This window comes from Chryseobacterium sp. GVT01B (genome assembly GCF_019970045.1).
GTDB lineage: Bacteria > Bacteroidota > Bacteroidia > Flavobacteriales > Weeksellaceae > Chryseobacterium.
Genome location: NZ_JAHXYI010000001.1, coordinates 404,669 through 426,209, shown reverse-complemented (window position 1 = coordinate 426,209; position 21,541 = coordinate 404,669). Strand labels below are relative to the sequence as shown.

The 21,541-nt window shown below is 38.2% G+C and carries 14 protein-coding genes; 4 read left to right on the top strand and 10 right to left on the bottom strand.

The annotated features are described in order from the left end of the window. Positions 1 to 3 precede the first annotated feature (3 nt). From LC457_RS01960 to LC457_RS01915, 10 genes are all read right to left on the bottom strand, one after another. Positions 4 to 864 carry an ROK family protein gene (locus LC457_RS01960; RefSeq protein ID WP_223598390.1) on the bottom strand — a complete coding sequence of 287 codons (861 nt, stop codon included), beginning with the start codon at positions 862 to 864 and terminating at the stop codon, positions 4 to 6. Between the two features lie 130 nt (positions 865 to 994). After that, positions 995 to 3,403 (bottom strand): endo-beta-N-acetylglucosaminidase H, encoded by a 2,409-nt coding sequence (locus LC457_RS01955; protein ID WP_223598389.1) that lies wholly within the window; start codon positions 3,401 to 3,403, stop codon positions 995 to 997. Between the two features lie 58 nt (positions 3,404 to 3,461). Further along, entirely contained in the window at positions 3,462 to 5,615 is a 2,154-nt protein-coding gene (locus tag LC457_RS01950) for an endo-beta-N-acetylglucosaminidase H (RefSeq protein ID WP_223598388.1), read from the bottom strand. 108 nt (positions 5,616 to 5,723) lie between these two features. Next, a complete protein-coding gene (locus tag LC457_RS01945) occupies positions 5,724 to 7,151 on the bottom strand; it encodes a glycoside hydrolase family 125 protein (RefSeq protein WP_223598387.1) in 1,428 nt (475 codons plus the stop codon). A 31-nt stretch (positions 7,152 to 7,182) separates the two neighbouring features. Beyond that, positions 7,183 to 9,414: a GH92 family glycosyl hydrolase gene (locus tag LC457_RS01940; protein WP_223598386.1), complete on the bottom strand. Its 2,232-nt coding sequence runs from the start codon at positions 9,412 to 9,414 to the stop codon at positions 7,183 to 7,185. Between the two features lie 128 nt (positions 9,415 to 9,542). Further along, positions 9,543 to 10,514 carry a glycoside hydrolase family 130 protein gene (locus LC457_RS01935; protein ID WP_129038662.1) on the bottom strand — a complete coding sequence of 324 codons (972 nt, stop codon included), beginning with the start codon at positions 10,512 to 10,514 and terminating at the stop codon, positions 9,543 to 9,545. Between the two features lie 30 nt (positions 10,515 to 10,544). Next, a complete protein-coding gene (locus tag LC457_RS01930; RefSeq protein WP_223598385.1) occupies positions 10,545 to 11,846 on the bottom strand; it encodes an MFS transporter in 1,302 nt (433 codons plus the stop codon). Between the two features lie 174 nt (positions 11,847 to 12,020). After that, on the bottom strand, positions 12,021 to 13,646 hold the full coding sequence (locus LC457_RS01925) for a SusD/RagB family nutrient-binding outer membrane lipoprotein (RefSeq protein WP_223598384.1): 1,626 nt from the start codon (positions 13,644 to 13,646) through the stop codon (positions 12,021 to 12,023). Between the two features lie 17 nt (positions 13,647 to 13,663). Further along, on the bottom strand, positions 13,664 to 16,630 hold the full coding sequence (locus tag LC457_RS01920) for a SusC/RagA family TonB-linked outer membrane protein (RefSeq protein WP_223598383.1): 2,967 nt from the start codon (positions 16,628 to 16,630) through the stop codon (positions 13,664 to 13,666). 386 nt (positions 16,631 to 17,016) lie between these two features. Then, complete coding sequence (locus tag LC457_RS01915; protein WP_223598382.1) at positions 17,017 to 17,895, bottom strand: AraC family transcriptional regulator; 879 nt, start codon at positions 17,893 to 17,895, stop codon at positions 17,017 to 17,019. A gap of 201 nt (positions 17,896 to 18,096) precedes the next feature. Here LC457_RS01915 and LC457_RS01910 point away from each other — a divergent pair, with 201 nt between their 5' ends. From LC457_RS01910 to LC457_RS01895, 4 genes are all read left to right on the top strand, one after another. Further along, a complete protein-coding gene (locus tag LC457_RS01910; protein WP_223598381.1) occupies positions 18,097 to 18,963 on the top strand; it encodes an AraC family transcriptional regulator in 867 nt (288 codons plus the stop codon). An 86-nt stretch (positions 18,964 to 19,049) separates the two neighbouring features. After that, a complete protein-coding gene (locus tag LC457_RS01905) occupies positions 19,050 to 19,469 on the top strand; it encodes an OsmC family protein (RefSeq protein ID WP_002982623.1) in 420 nt (139 codons plus the stop codon). 179 nt (positions 19,470 to 19,648) lie between these two features. Further along, complete coding sequence (locus tag LC457_RS01900; RefSeq protein ID WP_223598380.1) at positions 19,649 to 20,254, top strand: TetR/AcrR family transcriptional regulator; 606 nt, start codon at positions 19,649 to 19,651, stop codon at positions 20,252 to 20,254. A gap of 10 nt (positions 20,255 to 20,264) precedes the next feature. Then, positions 20,265 to 21,533, top strand: a complete 1,269-nt coding sequence (locus LC457_RS01895) for an acetyl-CoA C-acetyltransferase (RefSeq protein WP_223598379.1) — start codon at positions 20,265 to 20,267, stop codon at positions 21,531 to 21,533. Positions 21,534 to 21,541: the final 8 nt, after the last annotated feature.

Below are 21,541 nucleotides of genomic sequence, written 5' to 3'. Positions count from 1 at the left end.
AATTTATATAAGCTTTTTTAATGCATAGCTGGCCGCTCCAAGAATGGCTGCATCTTCAAATATAGCGGAAATTTTAACCTGCAAGTTAATATTATTCTTTATTAAATTCTGAATAAATCTTTGTTCAAAATAAGGGTATGCCTTCGCAATATTACCCCCTATAACTAAAACTTCCGGTTTGTAATGATCTACATATTTCACAATAAATTCAGAGAAAGAATCTGCATATTCATCAAATATTTGGGTTTGTATTTCTGCTGGTTTATCTAACAAATCTTTAGTCCCCGAAATTTCTTCTCCGGTGAGTTCTTTATAACGATTCACAAACCATCGTGTTGCCAGATAATCTTCACTGATAGAGTTTTTAAAAGGAGAATCCCATAAGTCTTCATCGGTAGCGAATTCACCATTGAAGAATGTAGTTCCCAATCCTGTACCGAGTGTCACTCCAAAAATCCTGCTGAATCCCTGAGCGCATCCACCGAATACTTCTCCTTCCATAAAAGCTGCAGCATCATTTACAAAATGAATCTGTGCCTGAGAAACAGAAAGTCTTGTAGCCAGCTCTTCTTTGATATTTACCTGATAGATATCGATGAATTTTCCCTGCTGCATCAATGATATTCCATTTTCATAATCGAAAGGCCCTGGCATTGCAACCCCAATTAAAAGATCTTCTTTTACCAGATCATGGGCCACTTTATGAATGGCCGCAACCCATGCGGAGAAAATAACTTCTTTGTGTTCAAAAGCATCTACATGTTCTCTTACATAGGTGGATGAAATGATTTCGCGTTTTTCCGGATCTACCTGAGCCAGCGTGATATGTGATCCTCCGATATCTATTCCTACTATATTCTGCATTATTTATTATTTTAAATTCAAACATCCTTTGACTGAAAAAACAGACAAACAGGAGTACATCACCTGTCTGTCTGCTTTGTATTTCAGACTTTATATTATTAATTCTGATAACTACTTCATTATCTGAACCTTACTTCACAATCACCTTACCAGTCGATAGTACTTTACTGTTTGAGGATGTAATTTTGTAAATATAAGTACCACTGATTAAATCCTGTGTATTAACTGCGTTATTATTTTGATTAATACTCTGTTTTTTGAACAATTTTCCTGAAGCATCATACAATGCCACTTCACTTGCAGAGTTATCGCTGATAACAAAGTGAATATTATTTCCTCTTTTCACAGGATTCGGATAGACAGCGCTGCTCTCTTTTACAGATTCAATATCTTTCACGGCAAGAGATGAAGCACAGGCAACATCTGTTCTCCAGTTCGCATCTGTCATATTGATCAGGGTTGCAAAGTGAGTATTTGCTGTAGCATCTAATGCACCTAAACCACTTCCTTCATCCATTTTCCAGTTGGCTTCAAGACCTGTGGAGTTGGCTGGAACATTACAGTTGTTACCTAATATTTCCTGAGGAGTCAAGGCTCTTTTCCAAACTCTGAATTCATCCAGGAATCCGTTGATTGTACGGGAATTATCATAATTTCTACCCAGATAAAGAATACCGTTGGCATTGAAATTACCCGTCACTGCTGAACTTGCATCCAGGTTTCCATTGACATAAATTTTCATTGCTGCACCGTCATAAGTGGCTGCAATATGGTACCATGTATTGGTATTAAATGCTGTATTACTGTTAAGCTTCACCTGAGATGAACCAAAACTCAAAATAAACTGAAGCTTATTATTGGCCAGGTTTCCATCTCCGAAACGAAGCATTGCCGAGTTATTATCTCCCACTTCAATACCCATTACTGATGAAATATAAGGGAATCCTGTTTTGAAGGCATTTACTTTTACCCATCCTTCAAATGTCATCGCATTTCCACTCAGGTTAAATTGGCCTGCATTCAGATAGTGTGTGCTTCCGTTAAAAGAAAGAGATCTTGCACCAGGACTTGTAACAGGAGCAAAACCGCTGTTGAATGATCCTTCTCCTGAATAGGTACTTGTAGTTCCTCCAGCACACCCTGCCTGCACTTTCCATACATAGTTTGTATTTGGTGTCAGGTTTTGTAATGAATAGGAATTGGTGGTAATATTCGGGATTTCAGACCATGTTGTGGCTGCAGTAGTTTTATACTGTAATGTATATGAAGTTGCATTTCCTGCATCCCATGACAGCTGGGCAGTATTACCAAGGAAACTTCCGGAAGTTAATCCTGATGGCGTAGTGCAGCCACTTCCGGAGTTAAACCTTGGTGCAAAAATATAAGTACTTGTTAATGTCGGTGAGCAGTTGGACTGTATTCTCCAGTCGTAGTCTGTATTCAGTGTAAGGTTATTGATTACAATATTATTTCCTGAATAATTATTCGCCGCGTTCGTCCATACCGTTGAATTGGCTGGTTTGTAATCAATTTTGTAAGATTGGGAAGCGTTGGAAGTCCAGTTCAGTTTTGCTGAAGTTCCTGTTACATTGGAAACATCCAGTCCCAATGGCGGATCGCAGGTTTGTCCCTGAGACCATGAATATAACTGACCGCTTAAGAGCGTATTTTCGTTGTAAAGGATATTGGAACCTGTACTCAGATAGCTGGCAACATTTGTTCCTGCCAGGTCATACCACATGAAAACGCCGTATTGGTCATTCTTTGTATTGGTCGCTAAGTTTGCCAATGTCGTTGCAGAAGTTGAGCTTGGATTCGAGTTTTGAATCCATGTAGCAGCTGCTGAGATTTTGGATTTATTAAGAGGAGGAACTACAGGTGCATTGTATGTACTGTACATTGCATTCCAGGTGTAATCGATATAATTTCCGGCCAGATCTCCGTTGTAAGTTTGTCTTGTGGTAGCGGGTCCGTAATAATAGAATGTAATCAGTTTATCTGGCATTGCTGTTTTCAATTCCTGCAAAAGCATTACGAAGGAGCTGTTATTTGGCTGTCCTGTTCCGTTATTTCCGTAGCCTGCATATTCATCATCAAGGTCTACTCCATCCAGTCCGTAAGTGTAAACAGTGTGAGCTACCTGTAAAGCGAAATCTTTTGCCGCCTCACGATTAGGGAAGTTAGAAATCCCCGCTCCCTGATGGTTTCCTAAAAGATCCAGAAGTACTTTTATTCCTTTTTGCTGTAAAGGTTTTACGTAGGTATTGACATCATTTAGGACTTTAGTAACGTTGTTATTATTTGAGATATAAGCACGGTTTTTAGAAACATCATAGTTGATGTTGGCTGCAAAAATAATCGCAACGTCAAAAAGTTGTCTGTTGGTATTCTGCAAAGTATAAGAACCTGCATTCAGCATATTATTGTTGTTCACTTCCACATAGCAGACTCCTAAAGGATCAAGCTGCTGTGCTTTGAGTTGAGGAGCAGTCTGGAGCATGAGTGCCATTAAGGGAATAAAAAAGGATTTTTTTCTCATAGTATATCAATTTTGTAGTAGAAAAAATCATTGGGCCGAAGCCCAATGACTGGTTTTGTTATTTTACAATTAGTTTTTCGGATTGTTTTAAACTTCCGTCATGAGATTCAAACTGAACAATATAGCTTCCTGCTGAAAGTCTTGTCAATTCAATTTGATTATCTCCGGAATTAAGTGATTTTGTGTCTACGATTCTTCCATTAAAATCATAAACCGTTAATTTCCCTTTGCTGTATTCATCCGGAACAGAAACTGTAAGTGATGAAGATTTACTTACCGGATTCGGATACAATTTGATTTGATTTTTAATATTGGTCTGTCCTGCACTTATTGCCTTTTGGCTTGAAGCATTTCTTGCCAATAATGAACTTCCTGTTGCACATGGCAGATCTGTTCCCCAATTGGGAGCATCAACACCTGTTAAGGTTAAAGTCACTCCGTTTCCGGATGTATCCTGAACTGTAGAACCGCTACCTTCGTTAAACTTCCAATAAGCAGCCAATGATGTTGCCGGAACCAATACATTACACATATTCTGGCTGATTTCCGTCTGGCTCAATGCACGTTTCCAAACTCTTACTTCGTCTATTTTGCCATTGAAATTTCGGGAAGTATTGTATAGATAGCCTACATTGAACGCTCCGGTTGAATTTACACTTCCGGTCTGTGCTTTAGTTGCATCCAGAACACCATTAATGTAGAGTTTCATATTGGCTCCGTCATATGTTGCTGCCACATGATACCAGGTATTGGCATTCAAAGCGGTTGCAGAAGCCAGTTTTTGCTGAACATTATTAATACTTACTACAAACTGAAGCTTATTATTGGCCAGGCTGGCATCCCCTAATCGCAGGAATGCGGAATTACTGTCGCTTACTTCAGTTCCCATGATAGAAGAAATATATGGAGATGCTGATTTAAATGATGAAGGTTTGATCCAGCCTTCAAAAGATAATGCGGAACCACTCAAGTTCATACTTCCGGCAGCCCCTGATTCAGTGCTTCCATCCAGAGATAATGCATAAGAACCTGTAGGGGTTGTTCCTGAGGTACTGGTAAATCTTGGTGCAAACATGTAAGCACTTTTCACGCTGCAGTTGGTTCTGATTCTCCAATCATATTCAGTATTGGCTGTTAAGCCTGAAACAGTTACAGAAGTAGCGCTCGTTGCAGATACGGCGTTCGTCCATGTTGTTGAAGAAGCCGGTTTATAATCAATATCATAGGTATTGGTTCCTACGGCTGACCAGTTCAGTTTTGCACTTGTTCCGGTAAGATTGCTTGTGTATAGTCCGATAGGCGCATCACAATTGGTTCCCTGTGTCCAGGATTGTAAAGTACCACTTAAAACGGTCGGCTCTCCGTATAGCGTCTGAGTTCCCGCTGAAAGCTGTGATGTTTCATTAGTTCCATGCAGATCATACCACATAAATACTCCATAACCTCCATTTTTAGTTTGGGTGGCCAGGCTGGTTGTTGTAGAATTGGACGTATTTCCCATCCATACAGCGGCTGGAGAGATTTGTGCTTTGGTAAGAGGAGGTACATTAGGAGCGGAGAATGTTCCGTACATTGCATTCCAACTGTAATTAACATTATCTCCAACTCTGGCTCCGTTCCATGAAAGTCTTGAAGCAGCAGGACCATAATAATAGAATGAAATAATCTTATTGGGCAATAATGCTCTAAGCTCCTGAACAAGCATTACAAAAGAACTGTCGTTAGGCTGTCCTGTTCCGTTATTTCCGTATTCTGAATATTCGTCATCAAAATCAATTCCATCAAGACCGTAGGTATTCACTGTATTGGCAAGCTGTAGTGCAAAATCTTTTGCTGCTTCACGGGTAGGAAAATTACAGATCCCTGCTCCCTGGTGGTTTCCTAAAATAGTCAGGACTACTTTCATTCCTTTTTGTTGAAGTGGCTTTATGTAAGTATCCGCATTGGTAAGCACTTTCGTAACATTATTATTGGAATACAGATAAGCTCTTCCACGGCTGGTATCATAATTAATATTAGCCGCAAAAATATTCACCACATTGAACAGATAGCTGTTCGATGTCTGCAGTTTGTACGCTCCTGCATTCAGCAGGTTGTTGTTATTCACTTCCACATAGCAAATCCCTGTAGGATTAAGCTGTTGTGCGTTAATCAGAGAACCTGACTGAAGCATCACTGCCATCAGTGCGGTAAGGATGGATTTTTTTTTCATTGTATAATTTTTTTAAGGTGCTTTGGTGTCTGAATTTTATATAGCTTTCCCCTGATACCTTCTTTTCAGGAAAGTACCTTAGATAAATAAGCCATATAAAAGGGAGGGCTATGTCAGTAGCTCAGGGTTTTCGTTAAAGGTTTTCCATAACAATTCACCGAATAACGTATTCGCCCATGCAAACCATTCTCTGGTGAATTTTTTGGCATCGTCTTTATGGAAGGATTCATGCATAAAGCCTGTCCCGCCGTGCGTTTTCTGTAGAGTATCAATGCACCATCTGATCTCACTTTTGTCTTTTGTAGTGAGTGCTTTCATGATGATACTCATTGGCCAGATCATGTCAAGTCCGATATGTGGACCTCCTATCCCTTCTGCCAGTTTACCTTTGAAGAAGAACGGGTTATTTTCTGACCACACAAATTTTCTTGTATTCAAATACACAGGGTCATCAGCTTTCACCGCATCCAGATAAGGCAGTCCCAGCAAGCTTGGACAGTTCGCATCATCCATCAGGTTGTAGCTTCCAAAACCATTTACTTCAAAAGCATAGATTTTTCCAAATTCAGGATGATTGTAAATTCCATATTTTTTGATGGCTGCATCTACCTCATCAGCAAGGCTGTTCAGCTGTTGAGCCAACGTTTTTTCATTTTTAATCTGAGCAACCATTTCCGCTGCCTGACGTAAACTTACGACAGCAAATAAATTAGATGGAATCAGGAATCCATAAATGGTAGCATCATCACTTGGACGGAACATAGAGCTGATAAGACCTACTGGTTTTGTTGGATAACCATATCCTCCCATAGGAACTCCATCTGTTGCCCACGCTGTTGTACGTTCAAATTTGTAAGGTCCCAGATCATTTTTTCTCTGCTGTTCTGTGAAAGTCTGCAGAGTAAGTTTAATTCCTTTCAGCCAGTTGGCATCGAAAGGTTTTGTGTCTCCTGTTGTTTTCCAGAAGTGGTAGGCCAGACGGATAGGATAGCAAAGCGAGTCTATTTCCCATTTTCTTTCATGGGTTCCCGGTTTCATATCGGTATGGTCATATTCTTTCCATTTACTGATCTTCTGGTCATCGTTATAGAAAGCGTTTGCATAAGGATCTTTCAGGATGAAAGTCGTCTGTTTGTGAATTACTCCTGAGATCAGTTTGTGCAGCTTTTCATCTTTTTTAGAGAACTGCAGATAAGGAAATACCTGCGCAGAACTGTCACGAAGCCACATCGCATCAATATCTCCTGTGATGACGTAAGTATCCGGCGTTCCGTTGGCTTCACTATAGAAAACAGTAGTATCTAATGTATTCGGAAAGCTGTTTTCAAAGAGCCAGCTGAGTTCTTTGTTTTTAACTTTCTTTTTAAAAGCAGCGATAGCATTTTCTACGGATTCGCTGGTAAAATGTCTTTTCTCTTTAGGAACACGGACAACAGGAAAATCATCCAGCACTAAATTTTTAGCAAAAACATTTTGAGTAAACAGCAATCCGGCTCCTGCCAGTGCACTTGTTTTAATAAAATTTCTCCTTTCCATTGATACTTTTGTTTCGTTTATTTTTATAGTCTTATTTTACCGGCTTGCTTCCCATTACAAATCTCAGTTCGCCACCGTTCATAATATCGCTGTGATTCAGCTCCCAGCTTTTGTATTCTTTTCCGTTCAAGAACATTTTCTGAACATAAATATTCTTGTCAGATATCTTGTCAGCGATCACGGTGAACGTTTTTCCATTCTCTAATTTTAATGATGCTTTCGGGAATTGTGGTGCTCCGATAGCATAAACTGGTTTTCCCGGTGTCACAGGATAGAATCCTAATGATGAGAAGATATACCATGCTGACATTTGACCGCAGTCTTCATTGTTAACGATTCCATCAGGTTTAGCGGCGTACATATTGTCACGGATATATTTTACCATTTTCTGAGTCTTATAAGGACTTCCTGCATAGTTGTACAGGTATGGAACATGATGCCCCGGTTCGTCCCCAAATCCTAGAGATCCAATGAATCCTGAGATATCTACGTGCTGCTCTCCTTCCATATGAAGCGCTTCTGTAAAGGTTTTATCCAGTTTTTCTTCAAATCCTTTTTTCCCTCCGTATAGATTCATCATTTCATCAATCTGGTGAGGAACAAAGAAATCATAGGCCCAGATATTTCCGGAAACCCAGTGTGGCTGGAGTTTTTTCCAATCGTTAAGCTTGAAATCTGCTAAGAATTTCCCGTCTTTTTGTCTTGGCCAGAAGTGATTATTTTCTTTATTGAAGGTATTCAGGAAGTTCATAGAACGTTTTTTATATACTTCCGATTCTTCTTTTTTACCTAATTTTTCAGCAAGCTGTTGAATACACCAATCATCATATGAATATTCCAGTGTTGCCGAAACAGAAGCTCCGTTTTCTGATGGGGTGTATCCTAATTTGATATAATCATTAAGACCTCCGCCTCCGTCACTGCTGCTCATTTTGTCCGTTAAAGAAGCATCTTTCATTGCTGCAAATGCTTTTTCTCCATCAATACCCGGAACTCCTTTGGAAATGGCATCCCAGATTACCGAAGCACTGTGATAGCCCAGCATACAGAAATTATCATATCCGCAAAGCTCCCAGATTGGCATGTGGTCTTTACGATCCGTATATCTGCTGATCAGAGAATTGGCAAATTCTTTTGTATGTTTCTGATCCATAATGGTCAAAAGCGGGTGTGTTGCTCTGAATCCGTCCCAGTAAGAATAAGTACTGTAGTTCGTGAACCATTTGGTATTCATGTTTTCCTGAGCGGCAACATAATCTCCATTCACATCCATATAAAGGTTTGGAGCAATGAAAGTATGGTAAACTCCCGTGTAGAAAATTTTTCTCTGGCTGTCTGTACCTCCTGTTACCTGGAATCTTCCGATAAGGTCTCCCCAGGTTTTTTGGGCCGTTTCTTTTGCTTTTGCAAAGTCAATATTTTTTGCTTCGGTATCGAAATTTTCCTGTGCGTTTTCTGTACTCACCGGAGATAAAGATACTTTTACTTCAATACTTTCCTGGTCTTCTGTGGAGAATCTTACGAATGCTTTAGCGTCTTTAGCAAGGGCAATTTTTTCATCATTTTTGATTTTTCCGTCAGCATAAACACCGTAAGACTTAAACGGTTTGGAAAACTCCATTACGAAGTAAGCAAATCGTTTACCTCCCCAGCCATTGCTGTAACAGTAACCTTTGATTTTATTATTGCCTTCCACACTCACTAAAGTATGGTAGATATTTCCGAAGATTTTATTGGTAGGATCAATAATGATGTTAGATTCATCACTTTTTGGGAAAGTATATTTATGAAATCCTACTCTTGGAGAAGCGGTCAGTTCAGCTTTGATTCCATAGCTGTCCAACATTACGGAATAATATCCCGGAGATGCCACTTCTTTATCGTGTGTGAATTTTGAACGGTAACCGGTTTCCGGTTGATCTTCTGATCCCGGGACCATTTTTACCTGTCCTACAGTTGGCATTACCAGAATATCTCCAAGGTCTGCCCATCCTGTTCCACTCAAATGGTTGTGACTGAATCCCATGATCGTCTTACTGCTGTAGTGGTATCCGGAACACCAGTCCCAGTCGCCGCTTTTCGTATTCTGATCCGGACTCAACTGTATCATCCCAAATGGTGTAGTTGCCCCCGGAAATGTATGCCCATGGCCTCCTGTCCCTATGAAAGGGTCAACCCAGGATAAAACATCATTTTTATTTTGTTGGGCACTGGCTACAGACATCAGAGTGGTAAAAAAGCAGATTAGCAGTTCTTTTTTCATGATAAGAGAGGTATCGGAGATTTTTTTGTTTAAAAGTTGGTTTAAAAATAGGAAAACCATTATAAAATTCCCAGTAAAAGGGAAAATTAAGATGATTAACCTATTTTCCTAAACTTTATATTACTGTATTAAATTGAATTCTTTTTCATAAAATCAATGATTTCTGAGATATATCCAAAGGCAATCGCAACTACGGTATCAGCAGCACCGTAATATACTGTTACTTTGTCTCCTTCAGTCAATGCTGCACAAGGGAAAACCACATTCGGTACATCTCCTGTCAGTTCATACAATTCTGCCGGCGCCAACAAATAAGGTTTCGTTCTGTACAATACTTTTGTAGGATCTTCAAGATCAAGCAAAGCTGCTCCCATTGAATATCTGAATCCTCTGCAGGTATTGATCACTCCATGATAGAAAAGCAGCCATCCTTCTTCTGTTTTGATAGGAACAGGGCCGCCTCCGATCTTTGTACACTGCCATGCACTGTCCTCAAAAGGGGTTACTTTCATCACACAACGGTGTTCTCCCCAGTACTTCATATCAGGACTATAGCTGATATAAATATCTCCGAAAGGCGTATGTCCGTTATCACTCGGACGGCTCAACATGGCATATTTACCATTGATTTTCTCAGGGAACAAAACTCCGTTTCTGTTGAATGGAAGAAAGGCATTTTCGCACTGAAAAAATTCTTTAAAATCAAATGTATACCCAATTCCGATGGTAGGACCATTATATCCGTTGCACCATGTGATCCAGTAACGGTCTTCTATGAATGTTACGCGGGGATCGTATTTGTAATCGGATTCAATCATGTCTGTATTTCCTGCCTGCATTTCAATAGGGTCATGATTGATGTCCCAATTGATTCCGTCTTTACTGAAACCAGCAAAAATATTCATCTGTACGGCCTTGTTGTCACAGCGGAACACTCCGGCAAACCCATCCTCAAAAGGAATTACTGCACTGTTGAATATACTGTTGGATGTTGGTATCGCATATCTGTTAATGATCGGGTTTTCGGAAAACCTCCACATGATATCATTGCAATCTTCCGGGCGATCCTGCCAGGGGATCATTACTGATTGAGCTGTCATAAAGTATTTTTTACTTTTTATTTTTAATTATTAAGAATTGATTTGTTGTTCTTTCTGATTTTCCGGATAAGGGAAAGGAACGAATAGAGTGACTAAAAATGCAGGAATGGTAGCAATCAACACCCAGATAAAGAACATTTTGTATCCAATCCAGTCACTGATCATTCCGCTGAACATTCCCGGAATCATCACTCCAAGGTTCATAATTCCTGTTGCAAATGCGTAGTGAGCGGTTTTGTGTTTTCCGGGAGCAATCTGCTGCATCATGTAGAGCATTAAACCTACAAAACCAAATCCATATCCGAAATACTCCACTACCACTGCAATTCCTACAGGCAAAAGATCTGATGGCTGATAATAAGCGAGTAATGCATATACCACAAATGGAATATTGAATGCAGAACACAGCCATATCAAAGATCTCTTCAGTCCGCGGGCTGAGATAAAATATCCTGCCAGTACAGAACCTAAAATGAATGCACCAGAACCGTAAGTTCCATAGACAAGTCCGATGTCAGACGTGGAAAGTCCCAATCCTCCTGAAGTTCTTGGAGCTTTAAAAAATAAAGGAGCAATTTTGATCGCAAATCCTTCTGCAAAACGATACAGAATAATGAAAAGGATACACCATAAAATTTTCTTTTTGGTAAAGAAAGAGGTAATAACTTCCAATAGTTCTTTACGAACATTTCCGGCAGTTTTCTCATCTTTAGGTTTTTCTTTATTCTCTTTTGGAAGAATGAAATAATGATAAATAGCCAATACAAAAAACAATAGTGCATAGATCACCATAATAATCATCCAGGCATTGGTAACTCCTTTTGTTTTTTCTAAAACACCTGCAAAATAAACAAGCGCGCCGCTGCTGATAATCTTCGCCAGATTGTAAAAAGCACCCTGCCAGCCGATATATTTGGCCTGCTCTTTATTGGTAAGAAAACCAATATACGTTCCGTCTGCTACCACATCATGGGTAGCTCCGCAAAATGCTATTACTGCAAAAAGTGCAATACTGTATTTGAAAAAATCATGCATTGGCAGACTTAAAGCTACTAATGCAAACAGAATTCCTATGGCAAACTGAGTAGAAACAACAAAGAATTTTTTTGTTTTATAGATCTCCAGGAATGGACTCCAAAGTGGTTTTAATGTCCAGGAGAACAGGATAAGGGCTGTCCAGAATGTAATCTGTGAATCTGAAACGCCCATATCTTTATACATGATTCCTGAAACCGCATTAATGGTTACAAAGGGAACACCCATTGCAAAATATAATGTTGAAATCCAAAGAATTGGCTGGATCCGACGGGTTCCGGAGTTGTTTTTTCCCATATTTGAAAATAAGATTCTAAATAAAAGAGAACATCTCAAGGATTCATTCAGGCTAAAAAAAAACGAAACTATAAATTTTTTGGAGATTCTACTTTATTCTCCCGCCTCAATGAATGTATCAAATAAATCTGATCTTGAGATGTCTCTTTACTGATGAGTGATTCTGAATATTTTTTATTTCTTATCCCACCATAGCTTAGTGCCTCCGGTATCAGGTCCGTTAAGCATTTGTGCAGCCTGCTGGTAATTATAAAGTGAAGTTTTGGTATCAATAGTGAAAGGAATTCTTCTGATCATTGCTTCTGTACTGATGGCTCCGCCACTGTCATTTTTTCTTACTTTGAAAAGAACCGGATATCCTGTTCTTCTCTGCTCAGCCCATGCTTCTGGTCCGTTCGGATAAAGAGAAAGCCATTTCTGGGTAATAATTCTTTCTAACTTTCTTTCGTTGGTATCTCCGTTATTCCATGCGATCGTAATGGTACTTAACTGAGGGTTTCCAGCAAGTACGTTATTGTCTGCATTTTTCGGATCAAGATAAGGTGCTTCAGTAGAAGTATTATCGGCAAGATAAGCAGCAACATTAGCACTTTTCCCCCATTCTCCGAAAGATTGCTGAACTCCTGTTGTATAGTTGGTTTGAATATCTCCAGCGCCTGCATATCCTCTCAAAGCAGCTTCAGCTTTCAGGAACCATGTTTCTGCAGCGGTGAATAATTTCATTTTACCATCAGTACCGGAAAAATAATCTCCATTGGCAGATTTTGCCTGTGGTTGTGAGAATCCTCCGTAAGTTGACTTACCATTTAATAAATCAATTCCCTGACGTATTCCTATGTATTTCCCTTGTAAGCTTGGGTCAGATGCAGGAATAGCATATGCAGGAAGTCTTGGGTCATTATATCCGTTCATATAAGCCATCAAAGGTGCTCCGATCAAACAGTCTCCCCAAGAATAAATGATAAAACTCAATTCTGACTGTCCTACACTTATTAAAGCGTTATCTGCATTGTCAGTGATTAATCCTGCTGTTGAAGCTAGTGCCTCTTCAGCATATTGTTTAGATTTCGCCGGATCAGCATAACTCATTCTCATCGCTAATCTCAGTTTTAGTGAGTTGGCAAACTTTGCCCACTGAGCCATATTTCCACCGTATACTAAATCTGCTTTTTTCAATGCCGATTTATCTTCTACATTCTGTGTTGCCGACATTGTGATTACTTTCTGCAAATCGTTAATAGCTGCAGTAAGGTCAGCAATAAAATAGTTGTAGGCTTCCTGTTGAGAATCAAAATCAGTTACTCCATTTGGATTAGGCTTTTCATATTTGCTGTAAACTACGGGCCCATGACTGTCTGAAACTCTCGCAGCCGTAATGACTTTCAGAATTTTTTTAACAGCAAATGTTCCCGTAAAATCTACTCCTTTATAGATTTCCTTAGCCGTATTATCTATGATAAGAGAGTAATTGAAAATATCCTGCTGTCTGGCAATAATTCTATTATTCCATCCATCCATCATTGAATAGGTAAGATTATTTACTCCTCCATTAAATGGTGTTGCTGTACTGAACATTCCACTGTACATATCTGCACTCAGGTTAGGGTACAGCTGATAATCTGACTGTAATCCTCTTTGCATGGATTTCATGGGATCAACAACAGCGATAAAATCTGCGTAAAAATTTTCAGGACCTCCCGCTTTTTCCTGGTTATACTGTTCAAAGTCATTAGTACATCCTGAAGCGGAAAACAATAATACAGCTCCGAATGCCAATATTTTAATATGATTGATTTTCATTTTCTTAATTGTAAAAGTTAAAAGTTAGCTTTTAATGATAATCCAATAGATCGGGTAACCGGTAATCCGAATGAATCTACCCCCACTCCACCAGGTGTATTCCCTGATACTTGCTCAGGATCAAACGGTGCTTTTTTATAAAAGAAAAATAAGTTGGTTCCTACTAAGCTTACCGTTGCATTTCTCATATATTTAGATTGAATATCGAAAGTATATGAAATGGAAGCCTGACGTAAACGTATTGTTGTAGCACTGTACAGATAGGCTTCATCAATACCTTTTCCAAATCCTTCTGTTGTTCCTACTGCTTTATAATAATCTTTTGCATTGGTTAAACCTGTATAAGCCTGTCCTGCATTTGGAGTTCCAGGTGCATACACTGCATTTGGGATAGATACACCGCCTGCATCTCTTGCATCAGCTGTAGACTGAGTTACCCCATAGATATCATTTGCTTTTTCTGTAAGGGAAAGTACCTTCCCTCCAAATTTACCATCAATAAGGAAAGATATTCCCAGCTTACCAATGTTAAAGGAGTTATTGAATCCCATAATAAATTTAGGGTTCGGATTACCAAGATAAGAAGGAGTACCTTCTGCTAATGGGATTCCTTTCTCATTCACTAAAATACGTCCCTGATCGTCTCTTTTAAACTTAATTCCGTAAAGATCACCAAAAGATCCTCCTAATTTCAGTTTTGTATAATCCCCTCCTCCTGTTAATGAGAAAAGTTGGTTTTCTGATATAGGTAAACTTGATGGAAACAATTCAACAATTTTGTTTTTGTTGGCAGAAGCATTTAATGTAGTTGTCCATCCAAATTTTTCTGAACTGAAGACCTTATAGGATAATGAAGATTCAAAACCTGTATTTCGGATTTTCCCTGCATTAATATAATATGATCCAGGAGCTATCCCTCCAAAATAAGAATCGATTTTTGTCTCTAACAATTGATTGCTCGTATTGGAGTTGTAGTAAGTAATATCAAAACTTAATTTATTATTAAACATCCTTAGCTCTGTTCCAACTTCAAAAGTTTTATTAAATTCAGGTTTTGGAAACAGGTCCTTATACTTGGGATCAGTAATGAATGAACTTTTTGGAAAAACAAGTGTTCCCGCATCTACCCCAAAGGTATATCCTTTATTATATTCAATCATTGCATTGGAGATATTGGTAGGCAACCCTAATCCTACAGTTGCATAAGATCCTCTTACTTTCCAGAAACTAATGACTTCCGGCAGTTTGAAAACAGATGATAATACAGCATTAGCCCCTACAGATTCATAGTCAAATCCTGTTCTTCCGGTTAAGGCCAAACTGGAATCCCAATCATTTCTAAAAGTCATGTCCACATAAAACATATTTTTATACCCTACTGTAGCACTGGCAAATACGGATTGCACCTGCTTCTTCATATTGGTATAAATATTATGATATCCATCACCAGGGGATCTTTTTTTACCCCATTCAAGATTACTTACAGTGAAAAGGTTAGGGTTTGTCAGATAAGCATTATCAATTTGTCCTATTTTATTTCTTGTGGTATTAATACTTCCTCCTAACGTAAAATCTAAAGAGAAAGACTCACTTATTTTAGGACTACCGATAAGCAACACGTCCCCGTATGTAGAAGAGTTTTCATAGGTGTTTTTAAGCATTCTTCCATTAATTCCTTCATTAACAGCCAGTAAAGTAGGTGCTGAAAAAGCAGCAATATCACGCTGACTGTCTGAAATATTCCAGCTATAATTCCCTCTTACTCTTGCTGTTAACCAGGGATTAATCTGGTAAGATAGTGAAAGCGCTCCATAGGTATTTTTATTGCTTACAGTAACAGGATTACGGTTTAAAATCCAATAAGGGTTCTGTGTTGGCGGGTTTCCTTTAAAACTTCCATCCGGATTAACCTCCCACCAGTTTTGAGCAGGTAAAAATCTTTCTTTATTTAAGTAGGTATAATTATCTGGACCATACTGATCAAAATCGACCCCTCTTGGCAGCCAATACAAACTTGTCAAGGGAGAAAAAGATGCTCCAGGAGTCTGTCTGTTCTTACTTTCCTGTAATGAACCTATGAAGTTGGCATCTAATGTTAATTTATCGTCCAGAAACTTACTTGAATTTCTGAAAGAAACATTATACTGATCAAAATAAGACATGGGAACAACTCCTTTGTTGGTGGTATTCCCAATGGAGAAATAGCTTGTTGATTTTTCATTTCCTGACTGGAAAGACAAGCTGTTTACCCATGTCGTTCCTGTCTGCAGAAAATCTTTAAGATAGTCCTTGGAAGCTCCTTTTGCTCCCCAGCTTTCTGTTGACTGTCCCGGCTGTGATCCCGATACAGAAGGGTCATAAGACAGATAACTGTGCTGCAGTTTTGGAAGACTGTATGCTCTGTCTACGGTAAGGCTCGAACTGTAAGTAATTGAACTTTTCCCGGCACGTCCTTTTTTAGTCGTAATCAAAATAGCCCCGTTACCTCCGGCAGAACCGTACAATGCAGAGGCAGAAGCTCCTTTCAGGAAGTTAATGCTTTCAATATCATCAGGATTGATAGAGCTCAGTACATCTCCGGGATCCGGCATATTGGAATACTGTCCGATATCTGCTGATTTTCCAGTTCCATTGATGATAGGAATACCATCAATTACATACAGTGGTTGTGCACTGTTGACAGACTTATCTCCTCTCATGACTACCCTTACGGAACTACCTACACCATTGGTTCTGTTGATCTGTACGTTGGAAACTTTTCCATTGATCGAATTTAATAGATTGGGAGTTTTCACTTCTGTAAGCTCATCCCCACCAATCTGCTGACTGGAATACGTCAAAGAGCGGGCCTGCCTTTTTATCCCCAAAGAGGTGACTACGACCTCCTCAATACTGTTTGTCTTCGTAGTGTCGGCCGATTTTTTCTCCTGTGCATTTGCAGAAAGTGAAAAAACGAACAGAACAGGTATAACTGCTTTTCTCATAAGGTTTAGATTCGTTAGATTTAATTGAGAATCAAATACATTGCTTTATTTTTCAATACAAAAAAAATTATTGTTTTTTCAGCAAAAATTTGCCGTTTATGTATTAAATTATTTAAAGTTTTGTTAAGATTTAATTCACATTCACAAATCTAAATTTTGTAGCCAGTCCGATATAATACTATTTTATCATAAAACGATATTATTTTTTCAGCAATTTCATTTAAAACCAATTAAACCATTACATATCAATAAAATACATCATTTTAAAATCAATCAAAAAAAGAGGATTTATCATCGTTTTAACAATAATAAACCCGGATATGAATACCCGGATTTTTATTTTATTTTGAGCTGACTATACAAAAAGAGTGAATTTCAAAAGTACATTATTCAATTTTTTTCACTCCTTTAAATTGCTCCTTAAATTCAGTTGGAGTTGTCTTTTTGATTGATTTAAATACCTTATTAAAGTTGGCAATATTGTTAAAGCCTGCTTCAAAAGCAATTTCAAAAACAGTAAGGTTTTTTTCCATCAGCCAGCGTGCAGCATAGCTGATTCTTATCTCATTAAGATAATTAATGAAAGTTTTTCCTGTTCTTTTTTTAATGAATCTGTTGAATGTTACATTACTCATATTCACCATGGAAGCCACTTTATCCAGCGTAATCTTATTTTCAAAATTTTTATGAACAAAGTCGTGGATAATCTTCATTTTATCATTATCAGCAAAGGTTTCAAGCTCAATACTATACGATGACAAAAGTGTTTTGTTTTCTGCCACTGCCAGTTCATTCAGAATCTTCATAATTTCTATGAAAGATTCAAAACTGTTCATCTTTGACAGGTTGAGAAACGAATCTTTTAGTTTTTCAGCGGTTTCAGAAGAAAAAAGAATCCCTCTGATAGAATCTTTCATCAGATTATTGATGGGCTTTAGAATATTTTTCTCCATGAGCGACTGCTGAAAGAAATCCTGGTTAAATTGTATTGTGATCTCGTGGGTTTTCCTGTTTTTGCATCTGTAATTCGCCCAACAATGTGGTAAATTTGGCCCTACCAATACCAGTTCTATATTCCCGATTTCTCCGGTGTGATCTCCTACCATTCTGCGGTAACCTTTCCCTTTGTAGATGAAGTTGATTTCAATTTCCGGATGATAGTGATACGGAAAGTCGAATGATGCTTTGATCCTGTCAAACACGAGAAAACTATCCTCAGGAGATAGTGGAGTTATTTCTCTCAGAATATTTTCTAATTCGCTCATACAGGGAGTTATGAAAAAAGGGTTAATAATATAGATCGCAGTACAAATCTTTGTAAAAATGATAAAATAATATCAATGTAAAAACATATTTCCGATTTATTTTATTCCAAATTTTATATGTCAGACATCAGAAATTTGGGTTTCAATAATTTAATACAGTTCAAATCATGCTTTTTTGTATCTTTAAACTAAAGTTAAAGTATGCCCCAACAGCTTATTTTTGAAGATCACTATAAAAGACTCGGACTGGAAATATTTTCAGGAGAAAATCTGGAGAATTTTAACGGGAACCATTTCAGAACTGATATCAAAGTATTTTTCATTCCTTCAGGATACGAACTTACGGTAGACTTTAATCATTATAAAACAAAGAAACCTTCACTCTTTTTCCTGACTAACCAGCATCTAAGCATACAAAAAGGTAAAGATGAATCTATTCTTCTTTTTTACAACCGTGATTTTTACTGCATTCAGATTCATGATAAGGAAGTGGCTTGTGATGGGCTGCTCTTTCATAATGTATTTGAAATTCCCTTTGTAGAACTAGATCCTTCCGAAACAAATCTTATAAAAGATCTCTTTCAGAATATTAAAGATGAACTTGAATGGAAAGATTCCTCTGCCGAAGAAATGATCAGAACCTATGTAAAACAGATCATTATCCGAGCTACCCGAAAATGGAAAAAACAGAATTTAGATAATGAAACTCTCAGAATACCAGGTAATGAGCTGGATATTTTCAGAGATTTCAGCAGACATCTGGAAATTCATTTCAGAGAAAAACATAATGTGGCAGATTATGCAGACCTGCTTCACATTGCCCCGAAAACCTTAACGCATAAGTTTAAAAATTTAAATCTGGATTCTCCCAATCAGTTTATCATCAACAGAATTTTATTAGAAGCAAAAAGGTTATTATTCTATACAGATAAACCTGTAAAAGAAATTGCTTATGATCTGGGCTATGAAGATCCCGCCTATTTCAACCGGCTTTTCACCAACAAAACAGGAAATACACCGGCTAATTTTAAGAAAAATTACTCCTCGGGAAAAAAGTACAATATTTAAGTCTTTTTATCTATTGAATATGCCATTCCACAGATATATCTTTGTATCATCAAAATCAAACAACATTAAATACAAAAACAAACATTATGAGACGTAACGCAACAGCCGTTTGGAACGGTACCATCAAAGAAGGAAAAGGACATTTAACTACTCAGAGTACAACTTTAAACCAAACTCAATATTCTTTCAACAGCCGTTTCGCGGATGGTGTAGGGACTAACCCTGAAGAATTACTGGCAGCAGCTCATGCCGGATGTTTCACGATGAAACTAGATGCAGAGCTTTCACAGGCAGGATACAATCCTGAAGAGTTAAAAACAACTTCTGTAATCACTCTTGACCCAAATATCGGAAAGATTACAAAATCTGAGCTGACTTTAACGGCAAAAGTTCCGGGAATCTCAGAAGAAGAATTCCAGAAATTTGCTAAAATTGCTGAAGAAGGATGTCCGGTAAGTGCAGCATTCAACTTTGAAATTACATTGAATGCTACTTTGGAAAACTAAACTAAGCTTTCATTTAACATCAATAGGAACGGGCTTTAGCCCGTTTTTTATTTTAAAAACAATTCCAGTGGCTTTAGCCAAAATTTAAAGCCCACAATATCTGTATTGGTAAAACCCTAAATAAAATATACCGAGTGGTATATTTTTGTATATTTGCATATATTTTTAAATCCTTAATAATGTCGAAGGCAGAAAAAACAAAACAGCATATCATCGAGAAAACAGCAACTCTTTTTAATACAAAGGGTTATATCTCGACTTCGCTGTCCGACATTACCCAGGCAACCGGACTGACGAAAGGAAGTATTTACGGAAATTTTGAAAACAAAGATGAAGTAGCGATTGAAGTCTATAAATACAATGCCGGACTATTGAGCAGAACCCTTAGCCGTTCTTTTGGTGATGAATATCCTAAATCCGTGGATAAGCTTCATGCTTTTGTAGAGTTTTACCGAAAAAACTGGAAGTTTGTATTTTCCAATGGAGGATGTCCATTAATGAATGCTGCAACAGAAGCAGATGATTCTTTCCCGGCATTAAAAACTCAGGTTAAAAAATCCTTTGAACAATGGATGGTCAAAATATCAGCCACTATTCTGGAAGGACAAAAGAATGGGGAAATTGATAAAAAAATCAATGCTGAGCAATATGCCTCCTTATTTATTATGCTTATTGAAGGCGGAATACTGCTTTCAAAAACAATAGGTGATCAAAGCTTTCTAAACCACGCTTTAGACAAAATTGCCCACATGATTGATCATGAACTCAATATTCTTCCATCATAAACTATACAATATGGAAACAAAAAAAGTGGCCATCATAGGATACAATAGAATTCCTTTCGCCAGAATGAATACCTCTTATTCAGAACAGGGAAACCAGGATCTGCTGCTCGCTTCTCTGAACGGATTGATAGATCGTTATCATCTTAAAGGAAAAAGGCTCGGAGAAGTTGCCGGAGGTGCTGTTATCAAACATATTTCTGAAAGCAACCTCATCAGGGAAACCGTAATGAATACCACTCTTGATCCTGCAACTCCTGCATGTGATCTTCAGCAGGCGTGCGATACAGGAATTGAAACTGCCATTTACATTGGAAATAAAATTGCTCTGGGCCAGATAGAGTGCGGTATTGCATGTGGTGTGGAAGCAATGAGCAACATCCCGTTTGAATCTTCACCTCGATTAAGAAAAGCTTTGTTAAAAGCGAATAAAGAAAAATCAGCATTCGGGAAATTAAAACAACTGTTAAGCCCGAAACTGAAAGACTGGATGCCAATTCCATACAAAGGACAGGAACCTAAAACAGGTCTGGTAATGGGTGAACATACAGAAATCACTGCAAAATATTACAATATATCAAGAGAGGAACAGGATCAATTAGCTTTGAAAAGTCATCAGAATATGGCAAAAGCTTATGACGAAGGATTTTTTGATGATATGATCACTCCAGCTTTTGGCTTAGATAAAGATAATAACCTTCGCCGTGACAGCAGTATTGAAAAACTGTCACAACTGAAACCTGCTTTTGATAAGCAAAACGGAACTTTAACAGCAGGAAATTCGACACCATTTACGGATGGAGCTTCGGCAGTTTTACTTGCCAGCGAGGAATGGGCTAATGCCAACAATCTTCCTGTTTTAGCCTATATCACCTTTTCAGAGTTGGCAGGGATAGAATATGTTGAAAATAAACAGGATTTACTTTTAGCACCCGTTTTTGCTGCTGAGAGAATGCTGAAAAAAGCAGGGATGAATCTCTCAGATTTTGATTACTACGAAATCCATGAAGCTTTTGCTGCACAGGTTTTGGCCACCATAAAAATCTGGGAAAACGATGATCTTGCCAAAAAATTCGGGTTGGAAAAGGCGCTGGGTAAGATTGACAGAAGCAAGCTGAATGTAAAAGGGGGAAGCCTCGCAGCAGCCCATCCTTTTGCAGCAACAGGCGGAAGAATTATCGCTACACTGGCAAAATTGCTTCATGAAAAAGGCAGCGGGAAAGGATTCATATCCATTTGTGCAGCACGTGGACAGGGAGTAACCATGATTTTAGAGAAATAAAATTGAAA

Excerpts from the sequence above, each read along its gene's own strand:
- LC457_RS01960 (WP_223598390.1), bottom strand. The coding sequence starts at position 864 with ATGCAGAATATAGTAGGAATAGATATCGGAGGATCACATATCACGCTG.
- LC457_RS01955 (WP_223598389.1), bottom strand. The coding sequence starts at position 3,403 with ATGAGAAAAAAATCCTTTTTTATTCCCTTAATGGCACTCATGCTCCAG.
- LC457_RS01950 (WP_223598388.1), bottom strand. The coding sequence starts at position 5,615 with ATGAAAAAAAAATCCATCCTTACCGCACTGATGGCAGTGATGCTTCAG.
- LC457_RS01945 (WP_223598387.1), bottom strand. The coding sequence starts at position 7,151 with ATGGAAAGGAGAAATTTTATTAAAACAAGTGCACTGGCAGGAGCCGGA.
- LC457_RS01940 (WP_223598386.1), bottom strand. The coding sequence starts at position 9,414 with ATGAAAAAAGAACTGCTAATCTGCTTTTTTACCACTCTGATGTCTGTA.
- LC457_RS01935 (WP_129038662.1), bottom strand. The coding sequence starts at position 10,514 with ATGACAGCTCAATCAGTAATGATCCCCTGGCAGGATCGCCCGGAAGAT.
- LC457_RS01930 (WP_223598385.1), bottom strand. The coding sequence starts at position 11,846 with ATGGGAAAAAACAACTCCGGAACCCGTCGGATCCAGCCAATTCTTTGG.
- LC457_RS01925 (WP_223598384.1), bottom strand. The coding sequence starts at position 13,646 with ATGAAAATCAATCATATTAAAATATTGGCATTCGGAGCTGTATTATTG.
- LC457_RS01920 (WP_223598383.1), bottom strand. The coding sequence starts at position 16,630 with ATGAGAAAAGCAGTTATACCTGTTCTGTTCGTTTTTTCACTTTCTGCA.
- LC457_RS01915 (WP_223598382.1), bottom strand. The coding sequence starts at position 17,895 with ATGAGCGAATTAGAAAATATTCTGAGAGAAATAACTCCACTATCTCCT.
- LC457_RS01910 (WP_223598381.1), top strand. The coding sequence starts at position 18,097 with ATGCCCCAACAGCTTATTTTTGAAGATCACTATAAAAGACTCGGACTG.
- LC457_RS01905 (WP_002982623.1), top strand. The coding sequence starts at position 19,050 with ATGAGACGTAACGCAACAGCCGTTTGGAACGGTACCATCAAAGAAGGA.
- LC457_RS01900 (WP_223598380.1), top strand. The coding sequence starts at position 19,649 with ATGTCGAAGGCAGAAAAAACAAAACAGCATATCATCGAGAAAACAGCA.
- LC457_RS01895 (WP_223598379.1), top strand. The coding sequence starts at position 20,265 with ATGGAAACAAAAAAAGTGGCCATCATAGGATACAATAGAATTCCTTTC.